This is a genomic window from Microcoleus sp. Pol10D4 (genome assembly GCF_036701555.1).
GTDB lineage: Bacteria > Cyanobacteriota > Cyanobacteriia > Cyanobacteriales > Microcoleaceae > Microcoleus.
Genome location: NZ_JAUBRA010000014.1, coordinates 86,910 through 111,415, shown reverse-complemented (window position 1 = coordinate 111,415; position 24,506 = coordinate 86,910). Strand labels below are relative to the sequence as shown.

The window sequence follows — 24,506 nt, the reverse complement described above, 5'->3', positions numbered from 1 at the left end:
ATTTTTTTCTAATTAACTACTTTTAGCGATTTTATCATGATCTGACGTCTGTCTCACATTTATTTGAAATGACTATATTGGCAATATATTGTTTGGTCTAAGCGCATACTAATTCAATTAAGTTATAGCCGGGGCTGTATTGGGGGACAAATTATAAATAAAGATTAGGTATTTCTGTTTAATTTGTTTCAGGTACTCTTCTTTATTACGAAAACGAGCCTTATCAAGAAAGATCACTATTTTTGCTTTTTGTTAGCCACTTGTGAGGCTTGACTACCTGTTTTTACCCATTCATTAGATCGTTATAAAACTTCTTAGCATTTTATAAAAATTATGTGAATTACCTTTATTGATTAACTCTACCCACTTTTTTTATCTGAATACCTCACTCCTCCCATTAGATTAACTCTTCCCTTTTTTCTGTCTAATATGAAATTTTTTCTGATGCCTTTTTTACACCATTTCTTTCTTCTGGTGACTCTTAAACAAAATCCAATCTCGTCGCAAAACTATACCTGTAATCGTTCGGGTGTTGATTTTGCTATTTTTAAATATTAGGCTATCTTTATTTTAAAAGCTGTTCTTTTTTCGGGATTTCTCTTGGAATCTAGGTTAGACTTTGCCCAAAGGTAAACATACTTTTTTTTCTTTAATTTCCTCCGAACTTTTCCTCCACTTAATTTTCTTTTTGTGGATTTCTCTAAGTATATTGCTAATCTCTGCGCTGTCCATCTGACAAAATCATCTCCTAATTCTTGAGAGTCTCTCTCTATGGTTGTTAATAATATTTCTATCAATCCCGATTTCAACAGTGTCGGTAATTGAAAATACAAAGAATTGCCACTGCCCGTCGGCATGACAATCATCATATCCCGTTTTTGTAAAGCAGCTTCGACAATTTCCTGAGTTGGTTGTTGGGTTATACACTATTCCATGCTTTTGGACAACAAATACACTGAGTACGATCGCACAAAATTCGTTACGCAGAGAAACCGATACTTTTAATCGGGGTTTAGACGGATAGTGATGGGTAGCGATAATGATGGGTTTGGGCCCTCACAGAAGTTACCCCTAAATGGAAGGCCCTTATCAACAACAGAATTTTCTATTTTACTTTAATTCGTTACATACCCAGATTAGATGGTGAATTAATTGCTTTAATTGCTGCTACAAACTAACAGTTATCAATATTTGTTGACAATGTTCGGAATCTGGACTTCACCAATAAGCGTCGAAAATGGATGGTTTTTGAATCCTGAATGTAAATTTTTGCGTATATATACGTATACCGGACACAACAACTGGCTCGCCCAGCTTCACATAATCTTAACAAATATCCGTATAATTACGGTAGTTTTATAAAGATTACGTAAAGATTGCCCTTAAAGGTAGCCAAAACCACGATTTTGTAAGTTAAACTGAGAGCCAGCCAAAACCACACTTACGTAATCACCACAAAATCCTGAAAAAACGCAACTTTATATATCCTAAAGGCGTTGAAGGGATGCCGTAACTAAGAGGTGTTAGTCGGACATATCGACAAACAGTTTTTAAGCCAACTAGGTTGCAACTAAACCAATAAAAATCGCTCATAGCCGGGTTAGTTTTCATTCAAGAAAAATGAAATAAATTTTTGACAGGGTAAGTTATGAAAAAAAATTTAGGGGTTAAAAATCAAATTTTTAAAACCCCAGAAGCCTGGGAAAATTTCCCGGCTATTCAGAAAATTTTCGAGGAAGTCGGTGCAGAACCGACATTAGTGGCGAAATTAAATACAGCCTGTGAAATTTGCGAGTTTCAGCTCGGAGATGAAATCACTCAATATCAAACATCAGATAATAGCAACAATTTCGTTAAAAAAGAACAGAGCGATCGCAATTTTTATTTGGTTTGCGAGGGAAGAGTCAGGCTGCTAGCGGTAGAAGCGTCTCAACAGCAGGAGATTTCGGCGGTGGTACTGGAAGTCGGAGCAATATTTGGGACAGAAGACTTATTTATTGAAAACGTACTTCCTTACAGAGCAATTGCGGCCGGCACTTGCCAAATCGCTCGAATTGCCGCCACCACATTGCAGCTTATTTTAGAAGAATCCCCGCAACTGCAACAGCACTTGCAGCAAGAATTTAAACAGCGACAGCGATTAATCTTTTTCAAGACACAAACAGATTTGCGATCGCTCCCTCCCCACCAACAACAGATTCTGTGGCCGCACTTACTTCCTTACATAGAAGAAAGCCGAATTCCGGCCGGAGTTTCCCTCGCTGAGCACTGCCAAAACTCCAACGATCATTTTTGGCTCCGCAGCGGTCAAATTCAAGGTCAAGCACCGCCAATTATCGGCAGTAACTGGGAATATTCAGACATAAAGAGCGACTGGATAGCGGTAAAAGACCTGCTAATTTACCAGCTTAGCAGGGAACAGTGGGAAATCGCTAAAGCCACAATTAGTTCCGAAAGCAATTCCCGCCCTAAAATCATCCGCAAACCTCCAATTTTAAGCTTAGTAGCGCCGCCCCAAGATGCCAGATCTAGCTCACAAACCGAGCCATCAAAATTAACCGCAGTTGCTCAGCAAAAACCCCCAGCCGGAATCATCAGCTTTCCCAAACCCAAGCAGCGGCGCTGGTTGAGCAGCAGGCACCCATTCATTCAACAACAGAGCGCAGCAGATTGTGGAGCTACTTGCTTAGCCATGATTAGCGAATATTGGGGTAAAAAATTCAGCCTAAATTACTTACGCGAATTAGCCGAAATCGGTCGCAGTGGCGCGTCACTCAAGAGTCTGGCAAAAGCAGCGGAAAGGATGGGATTTCAAACCCGTCCCGTGCGAGCTTCTTTAACTCCACTGCGAAATCAAAATCCCTGGATTGCTCACTGGCAAGGCAATCACTACGTGGCAGTTTACCGCTTTAAAAATCAACAAGTTTTAGTGGCTGATCCGGCTGCGGGCAAGCGGTGGATGAGCATTAAAAGTTTTACCGAAAATTGGACTGGGTACGCCCTAATTTTAGACCCGACAGCGGAACTATACCGCAATCACACTGCCGAACATCAAGGCATCAAACTTAAAAATTTTGTTGGCATAGTCTGGCCCTACCGCGCTGCGATCGCCCAAATTCTGCTTCTCTCCTTGTTGCTCCAATTATTTGGTTTAGTTACTCCCCTATTTACCCAAGTAATTCTAGATCAAGTAGTTGTCAGCAAAAGCGTAGTAACTCTGCACGTTTTTGCGCTAGGACTGCTGCTGTTTAGTGTTTGGCGAACGCTGTTGGGTGCAACGAGACAGTATTTGCTGGATTATTTGTCGAACCGCATTGACTTGACTTTAATTAGCGGCTTTATCAGTCACACTCTCACTTTGCCGATCAAGTTTTTTGAATCTCGTCAGGTGGGCGATATCTTGACGCGGGTTCAGGAAAATCAAAAAATTCAGGCATTTTTGACTCGCCAAGCTATTACGGCTTGGTTGGATGCTTTGATGGCTGTAGTTTACATCGGACTGATGGTTTACTATAACTGGCGTCTGGCGTTGTTGGTGCTGGCGTTGATTCCGCCGATCGTGATTTTGACTTTAGTCGCAACTCCGTTTCTGCGAAAATTGTCCCGGGAGATTTTTACCGAAAGTGCCAAGCAAAATTCATCTTTGGTGGAAATGATTACTGGGGTAGCGACGGTGAAGGCAACTGCTGCTGAGCGAGAAATGCGCTGGCGCTGGGAAGACCAATTAACTTGCATGATTAATGCTAAATTTCGCGCGCAGAAGTTGGCGAATTCTTTGCAGGTGATCGGGGGCGGGATTAATACTTTGGGCAGCACGGCTTTGCTGTGGTACGGGGCAATGCTGGTGATTCAAGACGAGTTGACGATCGGTCAATTTGTGGCTTTTAATATGATGATTGGGAGCGTGATTTCTCCTGTGCTTTCAGTGGTGGGACTTTGGGATGAGTTTCAAGAAGTGCTCGTTTCCATCGAGCGTTTGGATGATGTATTCTCTGCCCAACCTGAAGAAAGCCCTTACAAGCCAATGCTGGTGCTGCCTCGCATTCAGGGAAACGTCAAGTTTGACAATGTTTCTTTCCGTTATGCTCAGGATGAGGAACGCAATACGCTGCAAAATCTTTCCTTTGAGGTGCAAGCTGGAGAAACTGTGGCAATTGTCGGCCGCAGCGGTTCCGGTAAGAGCACTTTGGTAAAGCTGCTGCAAGGTTTCTATTATCCAGAAAAGGGGCGGCTGACCATTGACGGCCACGATATTCGGCATATTTCTTTGCAGTCGCTGCGAGTTCAGTTGGGTGTTGTTCCTCAAGATTGTTTCTTGTTTTCGGGAACGATTTTGGAAAATATTACGCTGTATAAAAACGGCAACGATGCTGGTTCTACAAGCTTGGAACAAGCGATAGAAGTGGCGAAGCTAGCAGAAGCTCACGCTTTTATTCAAGATATGCCGCTGGGTTATCAAACTCCTGTGGGGGAAAGGGGAACGAGTTTGTCTGGGGGCCAGCGACAACGAATTGCGATCGCCCGCGCTCTTTTGGGCGATCCCCGAATTTTGGTTTTGGATGAAGCAACTTCTTCGCTGGATACCGAATCGGAGCGCAGGTTTCAGCAAAATCTCGCCCGCATTAGTCGCGATCGCACTGCGTTTATTATCGCTCATCGGTTGTCTACGGTGCGTAATGCCGATCGAATTTTGGTTCTAGACAAAGGCATTTTAGCCGAACAAGGCAACCACGACGAATTGATGGCTGAACGCGGACTTTACTATCACCTCGCTCAGCAACAACTCGATATTTAAGTCATTAGTCATTGGTCATTGGTCATTAGTCATTAGCAACCAACACAAGACTAAAGATAGTTTTCAATTACTCCTGACTCGTAGCTCCTGACTCCTAACTTCTGACTCCGGACTGATAGCTCCTAACAACTGCAAACTGCCAACAGTCAACAGACTAATTTGGAGGAAAGACAATGTTTTCAGAAGATGCCAAAGAATTAGGTCACGCTCCCAACGAAATAGGTGAAGTCTATGGGGGCGTAGCTTCGAGGCAAGAAAACGAACCCAGAAAAAAAGACAGATCTTTAGAAGTTGTCGAATTTCAAAATCCCTCTTCTCAAACTAATGACGGTATCAATATTGCCAAGTTCAGGCAGCCTGATGCGAATAATTGGTCTACTTCTTTGCACTCGGTACTCGACCAGCCACCAGTATCTTTTCCCCAGCGGTTGATATTAGGAGGAATGGTTTTTTCCGTAGCTTTTGGAGCGTGGGCAACTTTGGGAAAGATTGACGAGGTTGGTCATGCTCAGGGCAAATTAGTTCCCAAAGGCGCTGTTTACAAAATTCACCCGACGGATACGGGAAAAATTATTAACCTCCCTATCAAAGAAGGTCAAAAAATCAAAGCTGGACAATTATTGGCCGAATTAGACCCGTCGAATGCCCAGAGCGAGGTGGAGCGTCTTGATAAAATTCTGGACGCTTATCGGATTCAATTGATGCAAGAGATGAGTTCGATCGAGAGAACTCGACTGGAAGTAGAAGCGAGCCAAGCTATTGCTGCTGCAGACCAGCGGGGGGCTGAAGCTGCGATCGCCCGTGCTCGCGCTTCAGCCGCCACCACGCAGTCTCAAATCGAGCAATTGCAAGCAGATTTAGTGTCTCAGCAAGCGCGCAAGCAACAGCTCAAACCTTTGGAAAAGGATGTGCAAGACTTGCTCTCGCAACTGAAAACAGATATTAACTCCCAGCAAGGGCGGCGCGATCAGGTGAAACCATTGCAACGCAAGACTCAAGAATTGCTCGCGCAATTGCAAGCAAAAGTAGCGGCTCACAAAGAGCGGATCGCGCGTCTCAAACCTTTGGTAGATGAAGGAGCGTTGTCAAAAGACGTATTGTTTCAAGCTGAGGAAGCTCTGCGAGAAAGTGAAAATGCGGTGATTAGAAGCCAGTTGGGGGAGACAACTCAGGCTGACGATCGCGCCTTTGAAGTCGAGCAAACCGTGCGCGACAGGCAAAGTGCTGCCATCAGGAGTCAACTGTCTGATGCAACTGGGGTTAAGGAAAGGTTGTTTGAAGTCGAGCAAAATTTGCGCGATCGAACTAGCGCCATTTCTAGAACCCAAGGTGAATTAGCCCAACAACTCGCAGAAGTCGATCGACTGCAAGCCGAAGCCGCCAGCAAACAAGCTGCAGCGCGCCAAATGCAGTTAGAAAAAGAGCAAAAAATTCAGCAGTTGGAAATGCAATTAAATCAAGTCAAATCCAAAATTGCCGAAACCCAAACCCTGCTCGATCAAGCCAAAAATCAGCTCAAACAAAGATTTCTCTACGCACCCGTCAGCGGAGTGATTTCCGCACTCAACATTCACAACAAAGGCGAAGTAGTTCAACCGGGTCAAACTATTGCAGAAATGACTCCGAATCATGCTCCGCTAGTGCTGGAAGTCAGTTTGCCGAACCGAGAAGCGGGATTTGTCAAAACCGGAATGCCGGTGCAAGTCAAATTTGATGCTTTTCCTTATCAAAATTACGGTGTGATTCCGGGAAAAGTTTTATCTATTTCGCCGGATGCCAAAACAGACGAGCGATTGGGTGTTTTTTACCGGGTGGAAGTGAGTATCGATCGAGACTCAGTGAAAGCCAAAAATCAAACCTGGAAACTCAAAGCTGGCCAGACAGCTACTGCGGAAATTGTCATTCGCCAGCGCAGCATAGCCGACATTTTGCTTGACCCTCTCAAGCAGCTACAAAAGGGCGGCATGAGTTTGTAGAAATGAGTCATCAGTCAACAGTCATCAGTCAACAGTTAACAGTCAACCAATTTACACAAAACAGGATAAAATAATGAATTCCCAATTTCACCATTCTGCCAATCATTCCCAAGTTGGAATCAAACCCGAACAATTGGATGAGATAATTTCAGCGATTCTGGCAGGAAAGTATTCTTGGGCTTGTTTTTTACTTTTGCGGTGCACGGGTTACAACCCCCTAGACTACATCCCTTACCGTACTTCCAACCGCTTACTGAAGGAAAACAGTCAAATCAGCAAGTCGAGTAAACCGGAAACTAAGCCTGCATTGGGCAAAATTGCTGATTTAGATTATGTGGAAGTGGTGAGGGAAAAACGAGCCGGAGTTCGAGGGGGTTATGTAACTGAGGCTTTTAGCGAGTTGCACCCAGATACCGCAGGTTTTGGACTGGAAGTCAAGGAAGGGCTATGTCTCTCGATGCCGCCGGTTGATGTTGGACATCAGGGCTTTTTTGCGGGATTAAAGACACGTTGGTTGAATTTCACGGGCGAGTAAATTAGTTGCTCGAAACAAAACCCGATTGCGGGCGTTGGGTGTACCTGTTTTTTGGTTGACTCACCGCGGGCGATCGGGTTTTTGAGTATCGAAAATCCGCGCTTTCGATAAATCTGCCAAAATGGCAACCTTAGCCAAAGTAATTACTTTATACTCAGAAACTCGATTTTAGCTATTGTGGATTTATACTGCTTTGCGATCGATTTTAATACAGTTAGCCCTCTGTTTAGGCAATGCCCATCCTCCGTAAGTTGATTGAGTAGCCTCCCTTTTTCGTTGTCAGTCCCTGTCAAAATTAATCTGCCAAAATGGCAACACAGGTCTGATTAGCCTAGCTATATTAAATACAGAACAACCAAAGGTTGCTTCTAGCAAACAACTCACAAGCAAAAAGGAGAAAAGCCATGATTATTTCCGATCTGAACTACTTGGAAACTGCTGAAACTTCTGATGTAGTTGGTGGTATCTTTTTCGGCAACCTCGACTCCTATGTCGACGCCAGACTCAATGTTAAGGAACGCTTTGACGTAGACAAGATTTACACGCAATTTGTTGACATCAAGGGCAATCTAGCGACAGCTCAATCTGAAGCTTTTGGGAAAAACACCTCGACCCAAATCTTTACTACTGTTGTAGAAGGTCAGTATTCTGCTTCCACGGGATTTTCTGCAGCTAGCTAGCATATAACTCCAATTCATCAAGTCACTTGGCAATTGGAATAAGTGGGTCGGCAGAAACAATTTCAACTGTTTGGTAGTAGGGCTTCCGAGCTCAAGCCCTACTAATAAATTAATACAGATACTTGAGGTTTCCTTAAATAGTTTGGTTAGTTTTGGCCGCCTTACTTAGATGATTTATGTAGGTAATTAATTTGCTTTTAAACAAATAATTAACTGACGAAACCTTGTTTCAAATAGAGCCGTAGGCAATTACTATTTACGACTCACAAATTTAGGATTTATCCAATTTTATAATCAACAAAAATTGGTTTAAAACTCATGACTGACTATAAAGTTGTTGTCAAACGCATAGTCTCACCCGATGGTAAAGTTATTGCTGAGGCGAAAAGCGTAGTCGAAGCATCTGGCGACGATCGAGGTGAAATTAGTCAAAGCGTTTCTGTAAAGGTTTCATCTGCTAATAGATCCAGCAGTTACGCCAAATCGAGTTCTAGTAGTTCTTCTTCATCTAGTTTTAGCAGCACTTTCTCAACATCTAGTTGCTCTAGTATATCTTCAATTTAATTAATGAATTTAGTCTGCTAAAAACTTCTCGTGATACGGCCATGAAATATTGCTTAATCATCTCTGACTTAAGTTATTTAGAACCCATTAACGAAAGCGAAAGCACAGTTGTAGTAGGTGGTGGCAATGTTTACGCTGATACATTCGCCACAACAACAGCCGAGCCTGGATATGCGATCGCTGTTGCAGGTGGACTTGCCATTGGTAATCAAACTTATACAAATACTGTAACCAACACAACGGTTAAAGACTTGGGTAGTCTGGAGTATAGTAGAGCTAAGGCAACAACCACAGCCTATGCAAAGACTGGAAACCAAACTGCTTCATCTACATTTCGCAGCACTTCTATTTCATTTTTTGGGCGTTAATAATCTCACCCGATAGGAAGAGTATGGATAATGCTGGGTTTTAGACATCCTCTCAGGAGGATTAGGAGGATCTAGTCTTAACAGACAAACATGGGGAGTATAATTGGTGAGGGAAAAATCATATGCAGATTGATAAAATTGATAATTTTGAAACATTTAATAAAATCCGAGAAAATTGGGATTCTGTATACGCTGCAGATCATCAGGCTCAGTTCTTCTTATCCTGGATTTGGTTATCTAGATGGTTGCAGATGGTGCATGAGCCGTGGTTCATATTAGCGGCAAAACCAGATACCAAAGATTCATCCTATGTTGCTTTTTTTCCTCTAAAAATTTTATTAACCCACCAGGATGGAGGCGGCTTTGAAACTGAAATCTGCATGGCAGGAAATAGCATAGCAGATTACACAGGACTTATTTGCCTGCCTGGTTATGAAGAAGAGGTAATTCCTGCTTTTGCTGCTTACATCCAGCAAAAGTTAGTATGGTCTAGTTTCAATCTAAAAAGTATTCTAGAAACAGATACACGGATGTCTCTCTTCTTGAGTAATTTTTCTGCCGATAGTTTTGAACTCACTCAACTCCGCATTCAAAGTGTGAATGAAGAAGAACCCGATATTTATCTTGCTCCTTATGTTTCATTACCAGATGACTGGGAGCAATATCTGCAAAACTACGTCGGTGTCAATACTCGTCAAAAAATCAGACGCTTTTTAAGGAAAGTTGACATATCTGATGAGTTTTATATCACCCAGGTTGACGCAGACAATTTGGAATCTCATATTGAGATACTACTCAAATTCTGGGAGTGCAGATGGAAAAAGCAAAAAGGGGATAACTTTGACGTAATCATGGGTTACAATCGCCTTATTTTACGTCATTGTTTTGAACATAACTGTCTGTATCTTTCGGTTATGTGGAAAGGAGACAGACCTTTAGGGGCGATCGCCAACTTTGTTGATTTTCAGCAAAAATCCATGCTATTTGTGATTACAGGTCGCGATCAAACCTTTAAAAATCCTCCACCAGGGCTTATCCTCCATGCTGATGCAATTCGATACGCGATTCAAAATGGCTTTAAAGTGTACGACTTTTTAATTGGCAATGAGGAATATAAGTATTCTTTTGGAGCTAAAGATCGGCACATTCAGCATATCGTAGTCAAAGACAAGAATCGCGACAATAGACAAGAGGATGTTAGGGATCTTCTTCCTTTAGCACTTAATCTCGCTGTTCGAGATCATCGATTGAACCGACTCACCGAAGCTGAGCAGGGATACCATCAGATTCTGGAAGCTCAATCAAATCACCCAGATGCACTCTATGGACTGGGAGTGTTGATGAGGCAAAAAGGCGAGTACCAAACTGCCGAAAACTTACTGAAAAACCTGCTTCAGGTTCAGCCCAATTCTATCAAGGCTTTATTTAGTTTGGGGAATTTATATCAAGCTCAAGATCGGTTATCCGAGGCGATAGAAGCCTATCATCAAGTCTTAGCTCTCCAGCCTGATGCGATCGCCGCATACAATAACATTGGCTATGCTCTACAGCAGCAAGGCCAATGGGAAGAGGCGATCGCCTACTATCAAAAAGCACTAGAACTAAAGCCTGATTGCGTTGAAGCTGAGGTTAACTTAGCTAATGCGCTTCATGCTCAAGGAAAGCTATCCTTAGAGAAACAAGCTCATTATGCGGCAATGAACAATGATTTAGGCTCCAAATGTAAACAAGTAGGCGATTTAAAAACAGCGATCGCCTACTATCGACAGTCCATCTCTATGAAACCAGATTTAGCAGAGGCTCACGATAATTTGGATCGGGTGCTGCAAGAACAAGATGAACATCAAACTGCAAGTACCTGCGATCGAAAAACTCCCATACCTGCCTAGTCCGCAAATGAGTTTTGATTAGTTTACAAAGGAGGAGCATTATGTTGATATATGATTTGTCCTACATCGAAAATGTTTCAGAAAACAAGTTGATTTTAGGTTGTGCTTCATTGGGAATAGATGCCTTTTAATCAGTAGACAGTGGAAACACTTTGACTGCTATAGACATTATTTTTAGAAACAAAGGTAAAGTTACAAAAGCAACGGGTACAGGAACAGCTATAGCGATTGGCACTAATCCTCTAGCTGATGTTGATGTTTACTACGCAGGCTTTGATAAAGTCAAAGTAAAAATTAAATCAGGAACAGGATCAAACTATGCTTTTGAGACTGTTACTGTAAAGGCGATGGACTTGCCACACTAGCTTTGATGGCTTGTAGTAAGGGCTTAAGTTCTTTTTAGTTTTTAATGATTGACCACTGCGTCACGGGTACGAGGGGTTTCTGGCCGAGGAAAGAGCCGATCGCCCCAACTCGCTGAATGCCAATTCTAATTACTTCCGCATCATCGCAGGTGCAGGGCGATCGCGATCGCCCTGCACCTGCGATGACTCCGAATCCATTCGATCGCGATCCAATGGATGCACCCATATCCCACAGCAACTCTATAATTTCAAACAAATCTGCCAAATTGGCAACACAGCTCTAATTAGTCCAGATATATTTAGATACATCGAAAGGAAGGTGCTGTTTAAATTTAAACAGACATTTTGAGGGTGATGGCGATGGCTAAATCAAACGCCCTTAGCCAGCAATGCCGATCGCCATCGCCCAGATTGGGATTGGCAACAGTTTTGTCTCCCCCTACTTTCGGGACGGATCAATGTTAATTTATTAAAAACATTTCACTCTTTAATCTGAAGTCAAGAGAAATTGCTTCCCACTATTCAAAATCATACATTTTTATTGGAAATTGGAGTGTCTCTATTCACGCAACTGCTTTTCGTCTTTACAGATAAAAGGAGATAAATCGCGATGCCGACCTTAGATTCACTAGCTGCTGAGCCCTTAAATACTGTTGGAAATAGCAATAGTTTAAGCACCTTAAATTCGCTGACGAATAACCCTAGTGCCGGCAGCAGCAGTTCCAGCAAATCTAGTGCCTTCGTAGATAACAGTGGCGCAGGCAGCACCAGCAGTGCGACAACCACTTCCCCTACAGGAAGCATTACCAGCACTGAGAGAGCCTACGCTGCGGGAGCCACCTCTAGCAGCGGGAGCGCAGAAGCTTCCACTTCTTCCAGTGAGCGTCCGACCACCTACGACAGCAACGGCGACGGATATTGGCTCGGCACCAGCGACAGCGATGTGATTATATGCGATAGCGGGATCGATCGAATTTTTGCAGGAAGCGGCGACGATATTGTCACAGCTAACAGAGGTGATGATGCGATCGATGGAGGCGATGGCAACGACACTTTGCGGGGAGGGAAAGGTCAAGATTTGCTGATTGGCGGCAACGGCGACGATTTTCTTTGTGGCGACTTCGGCACCGATACATTGATTGGAGGTAGCGGCGCTGATACCTTTGCCTTTAGACCCGAAACAGCTAGTGCAGCAGCTAATCCATTGTTAGCCGATCAAGTCGTTGATTTCAATCCCGCTGAAGGCGATCGAATTGGGCTGATAGGGGGACTTTCGGTAACAGACTTGACACTCGTCGCGTTTGATACGGATGGTTCCGGTACGACAGACGCGACTCTGGTCAAGTTTAGTTCAAATAATGGCGATCGAATTTTAGCTGTTGTTTTGGGAACAGTCAACGCAGCGGGTGCAACAACTTTGAGCAATGCTGATTTTATTAGTTTGCCAAATGACATCTTGTAGCTAACCGTTAACCGTTAACACCAACTACCCCGCAGGAATCTTTAGGGGATGAAGTTAATAAAGTTATATAGGTGGAGAGAGAAAGATGAAGGACTTTTACGGGCCATTGATTGAAGCAAGTGAAATCATCGAACAACTCAGACAAGAGATGCAATTAAAAACCTTTAGTCAAAAGGTTTTGCAGAAAAAAGTTATTGAGAAAGCAGCCCGGGAGCGGGGGTTAACTGTGACTCCCGACGAAATTCAAGCTGTGGGCGACCAACTCCGCCGCGAGAAGCGTTTGGAGAAAGCGGCGGATACGATTGCTTGGCTGGTCGATCAGATGATTTCGGTAGAAGATTTAGAAGCCGGAATTTGCGAGCGGCTCCTCAGCCAAAAACTAGCCGAACAATTATTTAGCAAAGAAGTAGAAAAGATTTTTGTTCAAAACAAACTGCAATTTGATCAAATAATTCTTTATCAAATAATTGTTTCCAACCCCCAGCTTGCTCAGGAACTATTTTATCAAATTCAAGAAGGAGAAATCAGCTTTTTTGATGCTGCTCATCTTTACGACATTGACGAAAATCGTCGGCATATATGCGGTTGCGAAGGCAAAATTTATCGGTGGGGTTTAAAACCAGACATAGCCGTCGCCGTATTTAGCGCTAAACCCGGAGAAGTGATTCGTCCAATTGAAACAGATCTAGGATATCACTTGTTCCTGGTTGAAAAGTTTCTCCCGGCGGAATTAACCCCTGAACGGTATCAAGAAATATTGCACAATCTGTTTAACGAGTGGTTGGCTAACGAAGTCAACTATTTATTGTACAGTTCTAAAGTGTAGAAACTTAATTTGTCGCCCTCAAAAACCCATATATATAAATTTGCCGCAACCACATACAATGCTAAAATCTAGGGTGCTTCTGGGTAAACAGAGAGACCTAATCTCGTTTCCGGCTGCATCAATATTATTCAATCATTGGGGCGGTGCATGAGTGTAAATAGTCTCATGCGTGTGGATTTAAATATTGCTCTATCTCAGGCATCCTATTACTTACATAAAAAGTGATCTGATGAGCTAATTATAGCTCAATAATGTTCAGTTAAAAAAGTAATTTATCGCCTTCGCCGCTCACAAAAATTGAGAGCTGAAGAAAGTCTCGGTGATTGCTTCGGGGTTTCTTAGTAACCTCCCAACTGGGCGAAACATAGCGAACAATGACACCCTTAGCTAACCCCAGTTAGCTGACTTATAGCGCTCTTAAAATTACTTTTAAAATTTGAGTTTTGCCAACCCCATATACGCCAGCTAGCAAAGCCCAATGGAAAAAATGTATCGGTTAAAAACGCCACTCTAATATAGAGATTATTCCAAAAAGCTACTTTTTAAATTCTCATTTTTCCCTCCTCTCTATTAATTATCTGCGTCCATCAGAGTTCATCTGCATACATCTGCGGTTAAAAACCGACATAATTTTGCCGCCACCAAGCCCGCACAAACTTAATCTCCTCAAACGTATAACGTTCTTCCAAAAAATCATAAATTGCTCTCAGTTTCTCATCCCCCATAACTTCAATTGCGTACACTATCGCCTGCTGGCGTTCCGATTCAACCAATAAATTTATATCAACTTCCCTGCCCATTTCCATCAATTCTATCAGATGCCCAGAAATAGTATTAGGACTCATACCCCGCGCATTGGCGATTCCTTGAACTGTCAAACCTTGTCGGTATAATTCCCAGGTTTGCATCTGCGAATAAGACACAACGTTAGCAAGATTGGGAAGATTAGCGACCTCAGAAGATGCAGCACCACTTGGCAATCCTTGTTCTTGGCAAAAAGTGCGTATTGCCTCCAAGAAAACTTTGCCGTACTTATCTCGCTTGTTGCTACCAACGCCGTAAACTTCCTCGAATTCTCTGAGATTTTGCGGGCGTTTTTCTGCCATATCTCGCAAGCTTTTATCGGCAAAAACTACGTAAGGTGGCACAAATTGTTCGTCGGCAATTTGTTTGCGTAGCGTCCGCAGTACGGTAAATAAACCTTCTACTTCTACTGCCAAAGAACGAACCTTCCCCTGTACTTCCCGTTGGGGTTCAATGGCGATTTCAACTATGCGCTGACGTTTCATAATTTCCCAACTTTTTTCATTCAGTTTCAAAATGGGAAACCCGTCTGTTTTTTCGTCTAAGAAACCTTGATTTAACAGCGAGCGACTCAACTTTTTCCATTCGTCAGCACTTCTATCTTTGCCAATTCCGTAAGTAGAAAGTTGGTGGTGCTGGTATTGCAATATTTTTTGATTTTTTGAACCGCGCAGCACATCAATAATGTGATTCATGCCGAATTTTTCTTGGCATCTGGCGACGCAAGATAGAAATTTCATTGCCTCAATCGTCCAATCTTCTACTGGTTTTTGGTTGCAACAGTTATCGCAAGTACCGCAGTTTCCGGGGAATGAATCGCCAAAATAACTTAACTGGATTGTGCGACGGCAATCGCTGGATTCTGCATAGTTGATTACTCGACGTAATTGTTGGCGGGCAATTCGTTGTTCTTGCGGATCTGGTTTTTGCTCGATGATGTATTCGATGGTTTTGACATCGCCGTAGCCGTAAAATAAGCTGCAATGGGCGGGTTCGTTGTCTCGGCCTGCGCGGCCGGATTCTTGATAGTATCCTTCGAGATTCTTGGGTAAGTCGTAGTGAATTACAAACCGCACGTCGGGTTTGTTAATTCCCATGCCAAAGGCTACTGTGGCTACCATTACTTGCACGTCGTCGCGAATGAAGCGGGTTTGATTGGTTGCGCGATCGACATCGTTCATGCCGGCGTGGTAGGGTAAGGCTTGGATTCCACTTTGTTGCAATTTATAGGCAACTTCGTCCACTTTTTTGCGGCTGAGGCAATAGATAATTCCCGAACCGCCTTTTTTTTGGATAATTTGCAAAACTTCGGCAAAACTGTGCTTGGTTTTGGGGCGAACTTCGTAGTATAAATTGGGGCGGTTGAAGCTGGCGACGTGGATGTAGGGATTTCGCAGAGTTAGCTGCTGGATGATGTCTTGGCGGACGCGCTCGGTGGCGGTGGCGGTTAGTCCCATAATGGGAATGTCGGGATATCGATCGCGCACTCGCTGCATTTGCCTGTATTCTGGTCGAAAGTCGTGTCCCCATTCCGAAACGCAGTGGGCTTCGTCGATCGCAAATGCCGAAATTCCTAATTTATTTGCTACTATATCTAAAAATGGTAAAAATCTCTCACCGAGCAAGCGTTCGGGTGCAACATAGAGCAATTTAATCTTACCTTCGAGAATTGCCGTTTCACGCGATCGGGTTTCCTGAGAACTCAAAGTGCTGTTGAGAAAAGTCGCCCCAATTCCATTATCCTGCAAAGCTTCCACTTGGTCTTGCATCAGAGCAATTAACGGCGAAACAACCACCGTCAATCCCGGTTTCAACAGTGCCGGTAATTGAAAACACAAAGACTTGCCACCGCCCGTCGGCATGACAATCATCATATCCCGTTTTTGTAAAGCAGCTTCGACAATTTCCTGCTGCCCCGGACGGAAAGAGTCATAGCCAAAAAAATGTTTAAGAGCTTGTTCCAGGGACAGTGGCACAGAAGATATTGGCGGATGAGACGCTGACATTTGCAGTAGTTGGTTGTTGGCTTCTCAACTATTCTATGCCTTTTGAGGACAAATACAGTTACAATAATTGAGAATCTCAATTTAAGCAGAAAAACTGATGCCGAAAGCAATTTGGAATGGTGCCGTTTTGGCCGAGAGCGACAAGTGTGAAATTGTAGACAATAACTATTATTTCCCCGCCGATGCCATCAACCGTGAGTATTTCAAGGACAGCAGCACTCACACTACTTGCGGTTGGAAAGGTGTTGCTAGTTACTACAGTGTCGAAGTCGGCGGACAAGTTAATAAAGATGCTGCTTGGTACTATCCAACTCCGAAAGATGCTGCTAAAAATATTGCAGGATATATTGCTTTTTGGAAAGGAGTTAAGGTAGAGGCTTAAAGCAATTTTGAGTTAAAAAATGGGGCGGAGTTTTTGCAATTTTTGCGCTTAACCCGCCCCTTAAAATTTTAATCCTTTTCCCAAGCTGCGACAGCTTCCGAACCCAAACCACGACGAACAACAATCGGTTCGCTTGCTGTCAAGTCGAGAATAGTAGAAACTTGATATCCTGGATCGGAACCGTCATCGACAATGACATTCACTAACTTGGACAAACAGTCAAAAAGTTCAGCTTTGCCAAAGCTTTCTGCTTTGGCTGCAGGCACTGGTGCTGCACCTTCATCATCAGTGGTAATGTGAGCGGATGTTGAAATAATCGGATTTCCCAAAGCTTCCAACAGTGTAAAACAAAGCGGGTGGTCGGGAACTCGAATTCCCGTGGTTTTGCGTTTTGGGGTCATTACCAACCGTGGTACTAACTTGGTAGCTGGCAGCAGAAATGTGTAAGGCCCAGGTATTAACCGCTTGATAATTCTGTATGCTTCATCGCTGACGGCTGCATAGTCGGCGATATTTGACAGAGAGGAACACAAGAACGTTAAAGGCTTATCATTGGATAGTTGCTTGATCTTCCTGACTCGTTCTACTGCAGACTTGGAGTTGATATCGCAGCCGATCGCGTAAACTGTATCTGTCGGATAAAGCATCACTGCCCCATCTTTCAGAGCTTTTTTAATTTTCTCGATCCGGTCTCTTTGGGGTGCAACTGGATGCACTTCGTAAATAGTTGCCATGTTAAGATATTGCAGGCTAAGTGGGCGATCGAAATATCGAGTGAAACAATCAATGCTAAAAATTAATTGTTAACAATGAATAAAATAGCTTATTTTGACTGTCCAACCGGCATTGCTGGCGATATGTGCATCGGAGCTCTCATCCACGCCGGCGTTCCTTTAGACTACCTAATCGAAAATCTCAATTTGCTCGGCATTTCGACAGAGTACCAGTTGCGGACGGAATTAGTCCACCGGAATACTCAACAAGCAACTAAATTTTATGTCGATTTAGCTGCGGATTTGTCGTTAAAACCCAAAAATCCCGCTACCGAACTCGATCCCTCGGAAACGGAATCCCCTACTTTTGACGCCCGCGGCCACCATCATCACGGGGAAGAACATTCTCACAGTCACGGGGAAGAAGATGCAGAAATTAGCCACACTCATCATCGCCACTTGCCCGAAATTGAGCAAATCATCGTCTCTGCAAAATTGCCTCCGCGCGTGGAAGCTTGGAGTTTGGCCGTATTTGGTAAATTAGCAGAGGCAGAAGGTGCCGTACACGGTATCCCCGCAAGCGAGGTTCACTTTCACGAGGTGGGGGCGACGGATGCAATTATTGATATTGTCGCTACTTGTTTGGGTTTGGATTGGTTGGATATTCAGGAGTTTTACTTTTCGGCGATGCCGACTGGTGGCGGTACGGTGAAGGCTGCACACGGCCGATTAGCGGTGCCGACGCCGGCGGTGATGCGGTTGTGGGAAACGCACCGCGTGCCGGTTTATAGCAATGGGATCGATCGCGAATTGTGCACTCCTACGGGAACTGCGATCGCCTGTACTCTCGCCTCTGCTTTCGGGCCGCCACCGTCGATGCAAGTTCAGGCGATCGGTTTGGGTGCAGGTTCTCGAAACCTGGCAATTCCTAATATTTTGCGCCTCTGGATTGGGGAGAAGTCTGAAGGGGAGAGGGGGAGAGTGGGAGAGTGGGAGAGTGGGAGAAAGACGGCTACTAATTCCCCATTCCCGATGCCCAATGCCCAATGCCCAATGCCCAATTCCATAGAAACTATTACGGTACTGGAAACGCAAATTGATGATTTGACTCCGCAGGCGATCGGCTATGTTTTTGATGCTTTGTTTGCCGCCGGAGCTCTGGATGTTTTCACTGCCCCAATTGTGATGAAAAAGTCGCGGCTGGGGGTTTTGTTAACTGCGATTTGTCATCCAGAATTTGAGGATGCTTGTGAAGCTGTGATCTTTCGCGAAACTACTACTCTGGGAATTAGGCGATCGACTCAACAGAGAACTATTTTGCACCGGGAAATCCAGATAGTTCAAACAGAATACGGCGAAGTCAAGATAAAAATTGCGAAGTCTGGAGAAACGATTGTTAATGTACAGCCGGAATACGAAGATTGCGCGGAAATTGCCAGAATTAAAAATATTAGCTGGCGCGAAGTTCACCGCTTGGCGCTGCAAAGTTGGTACGATCGCACTTAATCAATTACAGTGACTTACATGAGAAATTTAGTCCCTGACGGGCTGACAACCCGTCAGACTCAGCAGTATTGTGGAATATCTAAATCAGAAGAATCAAAACCTCTGATATTGTGTCGGGTAGATTACCCCTAATAAGGTAGGGTCGGGTTTACAAAAAATATCTGCCAATAATTGACAATCTCAAAAACCCGCCCTTTTAATCGCTTTTTCTTCAAGCTATTCTAGAAACATACTTGATTCTCGATCGCATTATGGTTGCCTTACCCGATCGCCTATCGATGAGCGTAGAAGAATACCTGGCTTGGGAACCCACCCAAGAGGAACGTTACGAGTATTGGGATGGCGAAGTCGTCGCCATGAGTGGCGGCACCCGCAATCACAATCGAATTGCCTTCAACTTCTCTAAGCTCCTGGATGATGCCCTTGTCTATCGCCCTTGCGAGGTGTACATCGCAGATGTAAAAGTCCAAGTGGAACCAGGACAAAAGTATTTTTATCCTGATGTTGTAGTAACTTGTGATGACCATGATGACGATCCGCAATTAGTGCAATTTTCTTCCTTAATTATCGAAGTTTTATCGCCTTCCACAGAAGCAGCAGATCGCGGTCTTAAATTTGCTAAATACCGCCAATTCTCAACACTGCAAGAGTATGTCTTGGTGCAAGTTGAACAGCCAGGAGTAGAGATGTTTCGGCGCAATCACCAGGGGCAATGGGTTCTCTCCGAGTATGGTTTAGGCGATTCCTTGCAACTTGAATCGGTGAATCTAGAAATTGCGATCGCCGATTTATATCGCCAAGTACAATTTTCTTAAAAATTTCGCTGTCAAGGGATAGGATATTAATGATCCTAGCGATTTTTTTAAGTATTTGAACGAACCGCGAAGACGAGAAGAGCGCGAATAAAGAACAGTATCTTCTTCTTTCTCTTTATTCGCGTCCGCGTGCCTCGCGGTTCATTTAATCTTACTCCAGATTCGTAAAAACCCGGTTTCTGGGCCCCGATGCGTAAGTCCTATTTAAACAAACTGACCCGTTGGAGTCGATCGCACCAGACGAATTCCAATCACCGACGGCATAGGCGAACGACGCCGATCGTTCTCAATATTACTCGGCCACAAACTGCCGCGAGACACACTCCGAGTCTGATTGAAAACAGCACCGTTCAAATCCAACATTTCAATTTGCCGACTCAGTACAGTACCATCATCGATCGGGCAATCTTCTCCAGGATGCTGCACCGAAAGCAACAGCGTATCTCCCACAAAAGTCGGCCCCGTCATTTCGCACCGATTCGGGCCGTAAGCAAACGGAATTACAGTTCCTGCATTCGGCCCAGAAGTGGGAATATAAAACAGCCAATTGTTGCCGAAAACACCAGTCAAATCTGACACATTTCCAGTCTTGTTGTGGTCGATCGTCGTTGGCTTTCCACTCGCACCCACATCAAAACCGTTGTGCGTGCTCGTAGACATATCAGTCACGCCCCAAATATTGCCTTGAGCGTCAAAATCCAAATTGTCGGCACTAGCAAATCCCGACCCACCTACCGAACCCGCTTCTCCGCCTTGAGCCAAACGTTGCCAGCGGAACGTCAAACCTGCACCGTCGGGACTGTCTTCAATTATTTTGTAAAGTCCTCCCGACTGCTGGGTGCTGTTGACGGCGCTACTGTATTTAGCAACAGTAAAAATGCGAGAATCTGGATAGCCGTCGCTTCCCGGTGCGGCGTCAGTATAAGCAATGAAAACTTCCTTAGTAGTAGGATGAACTTCCAAATCTTCCGGCCGCGCCGTCGGGGTGCCACCAATTAAATTAGCAGCTAAGAAAGCATCAACTAAAACCGCACCTTGGCTGCTGTAGAAATTAGCCAGAGTTTTATTTTGGTAGCCCGGAAGTGCTGTTTCTTCATTGGTTGTATCTACTACAAAAGAACCGCCGTCTTCGGTTTGACCAGCAATTCCGGCGCGTTTTGGCAAGCGAGTAGCGGCATCTCTTTGAGCTTTGCCAAAACTTGCTAATTCCGCCTCGCCAACTTTAGAAGGACGCACTGGATTTGTCTGGCTATTTATAGTTAGTGGCAGCCATCTTCCAGTACCGTTGCGGTTATATTGGGCCACGTACAAAACCCCATCTTCAAACAAGCGGCTGTTGGTTTTATCTGCGGGATTTGTGACACTACCGTTGCTGACAAATTTCCAGGTGTGTCCGCCGCGCCGATCGTCCCCCATGTACACTACTAATGTGCGGCCGGCTTCGGCGCGAATGGCGACGTTTTCGTGGCGGAAACGGCCCAACCATGTGTGCTTCCGGGGGCGGAAACTTGGATCTTGAGGATCGACTTCTACCATCCAGCCGTATTTTTCGCCGACTAAGCCGAATTCCTCACCCGTAGTACCCTTGGCGTAGCCAGTTTGGCCACCGTTGGGTTTGATGTTTTCCTGAACTCCCACGAAGAATAGTTCGCTACCTTGAAAATTTTCTTCGGCTGAGAGGATTGTGCCCCAAGGGGTTGTGCCGCCGGAACAGTTGTAAGCTGTACCGATGATGCGGTTGCCGAGTCCGTCGGTGTTGACTTGCGCGAAGACTTGGGTAGCTGCAGGGCCCGTGCCCGTGAGGTATTCGTTATCCCCTTGTCTGGTTCCCCAGGAGGTGACATCTTTGTATTTGTCGGTACGCTGGCTGTTGATTGCGAGGCCGGAAAGTCCGTGGATACGGCGGTTGAGGGAGTCGCCGGCGATCGCCCCAAAGCGTCCGTTGGCTTGTTTGGTGATGCGGACGATCGAACCACCCATATTGTAAAGAAATTCGCCAAGGGTAGCCTGATTTTTTACAGATAAGTCTATACCGAGGACGGCGCGATCGGTCGCCGGAAATGATGCCAAGTCTGACGGCAATTCCGGTGCCACTTTCGACATCGGGAAGGATACGTACTCGTGGTTAACCCAGAGATAACCGTCGTCACTGCTGCCGCGAAGGCCTACAAAGCCTGTGTAGTCGTTGTTGTAGCCGAAATAGTCTGCCGGATCGGGAAAAACTCGATCGCCCCAGCGGAGAATCACATACCGTTCGTATTCCGGCGGTACAACCACATCGTCAACAACGTTGTAGCTGGTTAATTTAGTATTCTGCGAGGCAGGCATCACGGTTCCCTGTCCGTTTAAGCCCGTCGGCATAAAGCTGGGAAGTTCTCGATAAATCGGCAGCGGGTGGGGCAGTCTTAACGGAGTGAAAGATAGCGGAACTACAGCTTCGGCCGAGGTGGAATTGATGCCGAATAGTGTTTTAGTTAGTTGAGGGGCAAGCACAGTGGTAGCTGCACTGCTGCCGAAGAAAATTAGCAGTTGTCGGCGAGTTATTTTAGACATAAATTCCTTTTCAAACCAACATCTCTAATCTGATGATTCCGTATGAAACTATATCACTGTTCAATTAAGGGAAGTTAACCTCAAGGTTAATTAAAATTGGGAGATATTTAGGTTAACAACAAGTTAAATATTGTAATTGGCAATTGGTAATTGGGAATAGAGAGAGAGAGATTCAGGAAAAAATATCTATCCGTGTATCCGTGATTTCCGTGTCGTGCTGTTGGTTATTTGTTATTTGTTATTTGTTATTTGTTATTTGTTACCAATGCCCAATGCCCAATGCCCAATGCCCAATGCCCCATTACCACTATTTTAATCATCTCGAAAACCCGGATCATTTTCTCGCGATGTCGATCGACTAGGCGCAGGTACATTAATCACTTGCGAAAACCCAGAATTTGCGGACGAAATATTGCTGTCTCTGAATCCCAGCAGCAATTGAGCATCGGCAAAATACCTAGTCCACTGTTCGATTCTCGCATCTTTTTGCCAGTCGTGGCGGGATACTCTCGATCGCAAAACTGGAACTCTTTGTCGGCTGCGATCGGCTGTAATGATGATTGTAACTTCTGTTAATGCTGGATTTTCTTGAAACTCGCGGGCGATCGACTCTTTCGCTAAATCTTCCGCCTGCTGCACTAAACTCGCAAAAGATTGACTGCCGTCCGAATCTAGGGTAAGGTAGCGCTCTTTTGTTTCAGCCAAAGCTATCGATATACTTGCTGTTAAGCTGATAATTGCTAGAATGACGGCCGACAATAAGCGTAGGTACAAATTCATTATGTTTGAAACTAAATACTAACACTTGTCAATCATAATCAATAAAAATTAACATCTTATTAAGTTATGATTAAAATAATATTTTGTATAATCAGATTTTGCGGACAATAGGGCTTGTAAGCTAGATAACTAAATCTTTCTTTATTCTTGCTTTTTCCCCCTTCCCTCTTCCTTCTTCCGACTTCCCTCTTCCTTCTTCCTGACATCCGTGACATCCGTTACACAATCCGTTGCCGAACCTTCTTCTTTATGAAACTCACAAAAAGTGCGATCGCCCTCGGTAGCAACTTAGGCGACTCCCTCGCCACACTCTCTAGCGCGATCGTAACCCTCAACAACACCCCAGGAATAGCAGTAAAATCTCATTCAAGCTGGTATCAAACCGCCCCCGTGGGGCCGCCGCAACCCGATTACATCAACGCCTGCGCCATCCTAGAAGTTGCGCTACAACCAGAACAATTGCTAGCAAAATTATTAGAAATCGAGATAAAATTTAATCGAATTCGCCGAGAAAAATGGGGGCCAAGAACCCTCGACCTAGATTTGCTGCTGTACGACAATTTAATCCTAGAAACTCCGACACTGACTCTACCTCATCCCCGGATGACCGAAAGAGCTTTTGTATTAGTACCTTTAGCAGAAATTGCCCCGGATTGGGTGCATCCGGTGACGAAAAGTGCGATCGTCCAACTCCTGCAAACCGCAGACTGTTCCGGAGTGCAAAAATTGCAACTGTAAAAATTGAGTACAATTCAGGGATCGTACCAGTTTCAAAAAAAATGCAACCGTAGGTAAGCTCCAAACTGTGATAGTTATCAGTCATTCCCAATCAAAAATCAAAAATCAAAAATCAAAAATCCTATGATATCGCCTATGATGTCTTAAATCGGTGCCATCAAACATTATTCGCTTGTCGCTTATGTCGATCGGTCAAGAACTACCCCAACTCCTCAAACAACGCCTATTTTACCAAGGGCGCAAATTTAACTTTGACGTAGCTACTCTCCGTCTTCCCAACGGTTCCGAAGGCGAGTGGGAATGTATTCGCCACCCGGGCGGAGCACTTGCAGTTCCCGTCACACCCGAAGGTAAACTCGTCTTGGTACGCCAATATCGCTTTGCCACAAAAGGGCGAATTTTAGAATTTCCCGCTGGTACAGTCGAAATCAATGAAAATCCCGCCGAAACTATTAAACGCGAAATCGAAGAAGAAACCGGATATCGCGCCGGAAAATGGCAGAAATTAGGGCAATTTTTTCTCGCCCCCGGTTATTCCGACGAAATCATTTATGCTTTTTTAGCCCAAGATTTGGAAAAACTGGAACAGCCGCCAGCACAAGACGATGATGAAGACATTGAAACAGTTTTATTCACCCCTGAAGAATTAGAAAAAGCTATCTTAGCTGGGGAACCAATTGACGCGAAATCAATTTCTAGCTTTTTCTTAGCCCGTCCATTTTTGAGTTAAATAGCACGGACAGAAAAAA

Annotated in this window: 21 protein-coding genes; 15 read left to right on the top strand and 6 right to left on the bottom strand. The window is 44.4% G+C overall.

Features of this window, described 5'->3' with window-relative positions:
• Window positions 1-554: 554 nt before the first annotated feature.
• A complete protein-coding gene (locus QUA36_RS10510; RefSeq protein ID WP_333457254.1) occupies window positions 555-869 on the bottom strand; it encodes a winged helix-turn-helix domain-containing protein in 315 nt (104 codons plus the stop codon).
• A 779-nt stretch (window positions 870-1,648) separates the two neighbouring features.
• On the opposite strand from QUA36_RS10510, the gene QUA36_RS10505 reads away from it, so the two are divergent.
• The 8 genes from QUA36_RS10505 to QUA36_RS10470 all read left to right on the top strand — a co-directional run bounded on the left by QUA36_RS10505 (window position 1,649) and on the right by QUA36_RS10470 (window position 11,172).
• Window positions 1,649-4,795 (top strand): peptidase domain-containing ABC transporter, encoded by a 3,147-nt coding sequence (locus tag QUA36_RS10505; protein ID WP_333457252.1) that lies wholly within the window; start codon window positions 1,649-1,651, stop codon window positions 4,793-4,795.
• Between the two features lie 173 nt (window positions 4,796-4,968).
• Complete coding sequence (locus QUA36_RS10500) at window positions 4,969-6,771, top strand: HlyD family efflux transporter periplasmic adaptor subunit (protein ID WP_333457250.1); 1,803 nt, start codon at window positions 4,969-4,971, stop codon at window positions 6,769-6,771.
• 73 nt (window positions 6,772-6,844) lie between these two features.
• On the top strand, window positions 6,845-7,306 hold the full coding sequence (locus tag QUA36_RS10495) for a HetP family heterocyst commitment protein (RefSeq protein WP_333457247.1): 462 nt from the start codon (window positions 6,845-6,847) through the stop codon (window positions 7,304-7,306).
• 404 nt (window positions 7,307-7,710) lie between these two features.
• On the top strand, window positions 7,711-7,986 hold the full coding sequence (locus QUA36_RS10490; RefSeq protein WP_333455940.1) for a hypothetical protein: 276 nt from the start codon (window positions 7,711-7,713) through the stop codon (window positions 7,984-7,986).
• Between the two features lie 318 nt (window positions 7,987-8,304).
• A complete protein-coding gene (locus QUA36_RS10485) occupies window positions 8,305-8,550 on the top strand; it encodes a hypothetical protein (RefSeq protein ID WP_333158260.1) in 246 nt (81 codons plus the stop codon).
• Window positions 8,551-8,591: 41 nt separating this feature from the next.
• Window positions 8,592-8,918 carry a TonB-dependent receptor gene (locus tag QUA36_RS10480; protein ID WP_333158262.1) on the top strand — a complete coding sequence of 109 codons (327 nt, stop codon included), beginning with the start codon at window positions 8,592-8,594 and terminating at the stop codon, window positions 8,916-8,918.
• Between the two features lie 122 nt (window positions 8,919-9,040).
• Entirely contained in the window at window positions 9,041-10,807 is a 1,767-nt protein-coding gene (locus QUA36_RS10475; protein WP_333158264.1) for a GNAT family N-acetyltransferase, read from the top strand.
• 152 nt (window positions 10,808-10,959) lie between these two features.
• Window positions 10,960-11,172: a hypothetical protein gene (locus QUA36_RS10470; RefSeq protein ID WP_333158266.1), complete on the top strand. Its 213-nt coding sequence runs from the start codon at window positions 10,960-10,962 to the stop codon at window positions 11,170-11,172.
• A gap of 34 nt (window positions 11,173-11,206) precedes the next feature.
• On the opposite strand, the gene QUA36_RS10465 is transcribed toward QUA36_RS10470, so the two are convergent.
• Window positions 11,207-11,437, bottom strand: coding sequence for a hypothetical protein (locus QUA36_RS10465; RefSeq protein WP_333158268.1), 231 nt, complete (start codon window positions 11,435-11,437; stop codon window positions 11,207-11,209).
• Window positions 11,438-11,782: 345 nt separating this feature from the next.
• Here QUA36_RS10465 and QUA36_RS10460 point away from each other — a divergent pair, with 345 nt between their 5' ends.
• Window positions 11,783-12,634, top strand: coding sequence for a hypothetical protein (locus tag QUA36_RS10460; protein ID WP_333158270.1), 852 nt, complete (start codon window positions 11,783-11,785; stop codon window positions 12,632-12,634).
• Between the two features lie 85 nt (window positions 12,635-12,719).
• The gene (locus QUA36_RS10455) at window positions 12,720-13,460 is read left to right on the top strand and encodes a peptidylprolyl isomerase (protein WP_333457245.1); all 741 of its coding nucleotides are present in this window, start codon (window positions 12,720-12,722) and stop codon (window positions 13,458-13,460) included.
• A gap of 614 nt (window positions 13,461-14,074) precedes the next feature.
• On the opposite strand, the gene recQ is transcribed toward QUA36_RS10455, so the two are convergent.
• Window positions 14,075-16,270 (bottom strand): DNA helicase RecQ, encoded by a 2,196-nt coding sequence (gene recQ / locus QUA36_RS10450; RefSeq protein ID WP_333457244.1) that lies wholly within the window; start codon window positions 16,268-16,270, stop codon window positions 14,075-14,077.
• Between the two features lie 97 nt (window positions 16,271-16,367).
• On the opposite strand from recQ, the gene QUA36_RS10445 reads away from it, so the two are divergent.
• The gene (locus QUA36_RS10445) at window positions 16,368-16,652 is read left to right on the top strand and encodes a DUF427 domain-containing protein (RefSeq protein WP_190738299.1); all 285 of its coding nucleotides are present in this window, start codon (window positions 16,368-16,370) and stop codon (window positions 16,650-16,652) included.
• Between the two features lie 68 nt (window positions 16,653-16,720).
• Here QUA36_RS10445 and QUA36_RS10440 read toward each other — a convergent pair whose 3' ends face one another.
• Complete coding sequence (locus tag QUA36_RS10440; RefSeq protein ID WP_333457243.1) at window positions 16,721-17,386, bottom strand: L-threonylcarbamoyladenylate synthase; 666 nt, start codon at window positions 17,384-17,386, stop codon at window positions 16,721-16,723.
• Between the two features lie 75 nt (window positions 17,387-17,461).
• Between QUA36_RS10440 and larC the strand changes: the two genes are divergently transcribed.
• Together larC and QUA36_RS10430 are read left to right on the top strand one after the other, a co-directional pair.
• Window positions 17,462-18,871 (top strand): nickel pincer cofactor biosynthesis protein LarC, encoded by a 1,410-nt coding sequence (gene larC, locus QUA36_RS10435; protein ID WP_333457241.1) that lies wholly within the window; start codon window positions 17,462-17,464, stop codon window positions 18,869-18,871.
• A gap of 233 nt (window positions 18,872-19,104) precedes the next feature.
• A complete protein-coding gene (locus QUA36_RS10430) occupies window positions 19,105-19,686 on the top strand; it encodes a Uma2 family endonuclease (RefSeq protein ID WP_333457238.1) in 582 nt (193 codons plus the stop codon).
• A 204-nt stretch (window positions 19,687-19,890) separates the two neighbouring features.
• Here the strand turns inward: QUA36_RS10430 and QUA36_RS10425 are convergent, their stop codons facing one another.
• Complete coding sequence (locus QUA36_RS10425; RefSeq protein ID WP_333457236.1) at window positions 19,891-22,239, bottom strand: PhoX family phosphatase; 2,349 nt, start codon at window positions 22,237-22,239, stop codon at window positions 19,891-19,893.
• A gap of 312 nt (window positions 22,240-22,551) precedes the next feature.
• Window positions 22,552-23,019 carry a hypothetical protein gene (locus QUA36_RS10420; protein WP_333457235.1) on the bottom strand — a complete coding sequence of 156 codons (468 nt, stop codon included), beginning with the start codon at window positions 23,017-23,019 and terminating at the stop codon, window positions 22,552-22,554.
• A gap of 249 nt (window positions 23,020-23,268) precedes the next feature.
• On the opposite strand from QUA36_RS10420, the gene folK reads away from it, so the two are divergent.
• Together folK and QUA36_RS10410 are read left to right on the top strand one after the other, a co-directional pair.
• Window positions 23,269-23,757: a 2-amino-4-hydroxy-6-hydroxymethyldihydropteridine diphosphokinase gene (folK, locus tag QUA36_RS10415; RefSeq protein ID WP_333362409.1), complete on the top strand. Its 489-nt coding sequence runs from the start codon at window positions 23,269-23,271 to the stop codon at window positions 23,755-23,757.
• A gap of 181 nt (window positions 23,758-23,938) precedes the next feature.
• Window positions 23,939-24,487, top strand: coding sequence for an NUDIX hydrolase (locus QUA36_RS10410; protein WP_333158482.1), 549 nt, complete (start codon window positions 23,939-23,941; stop codon window positions 24,485-24,487).
• The last annotated feature ends 19 nt before the right edge of the window (window positions 24,488-24,506 follow it).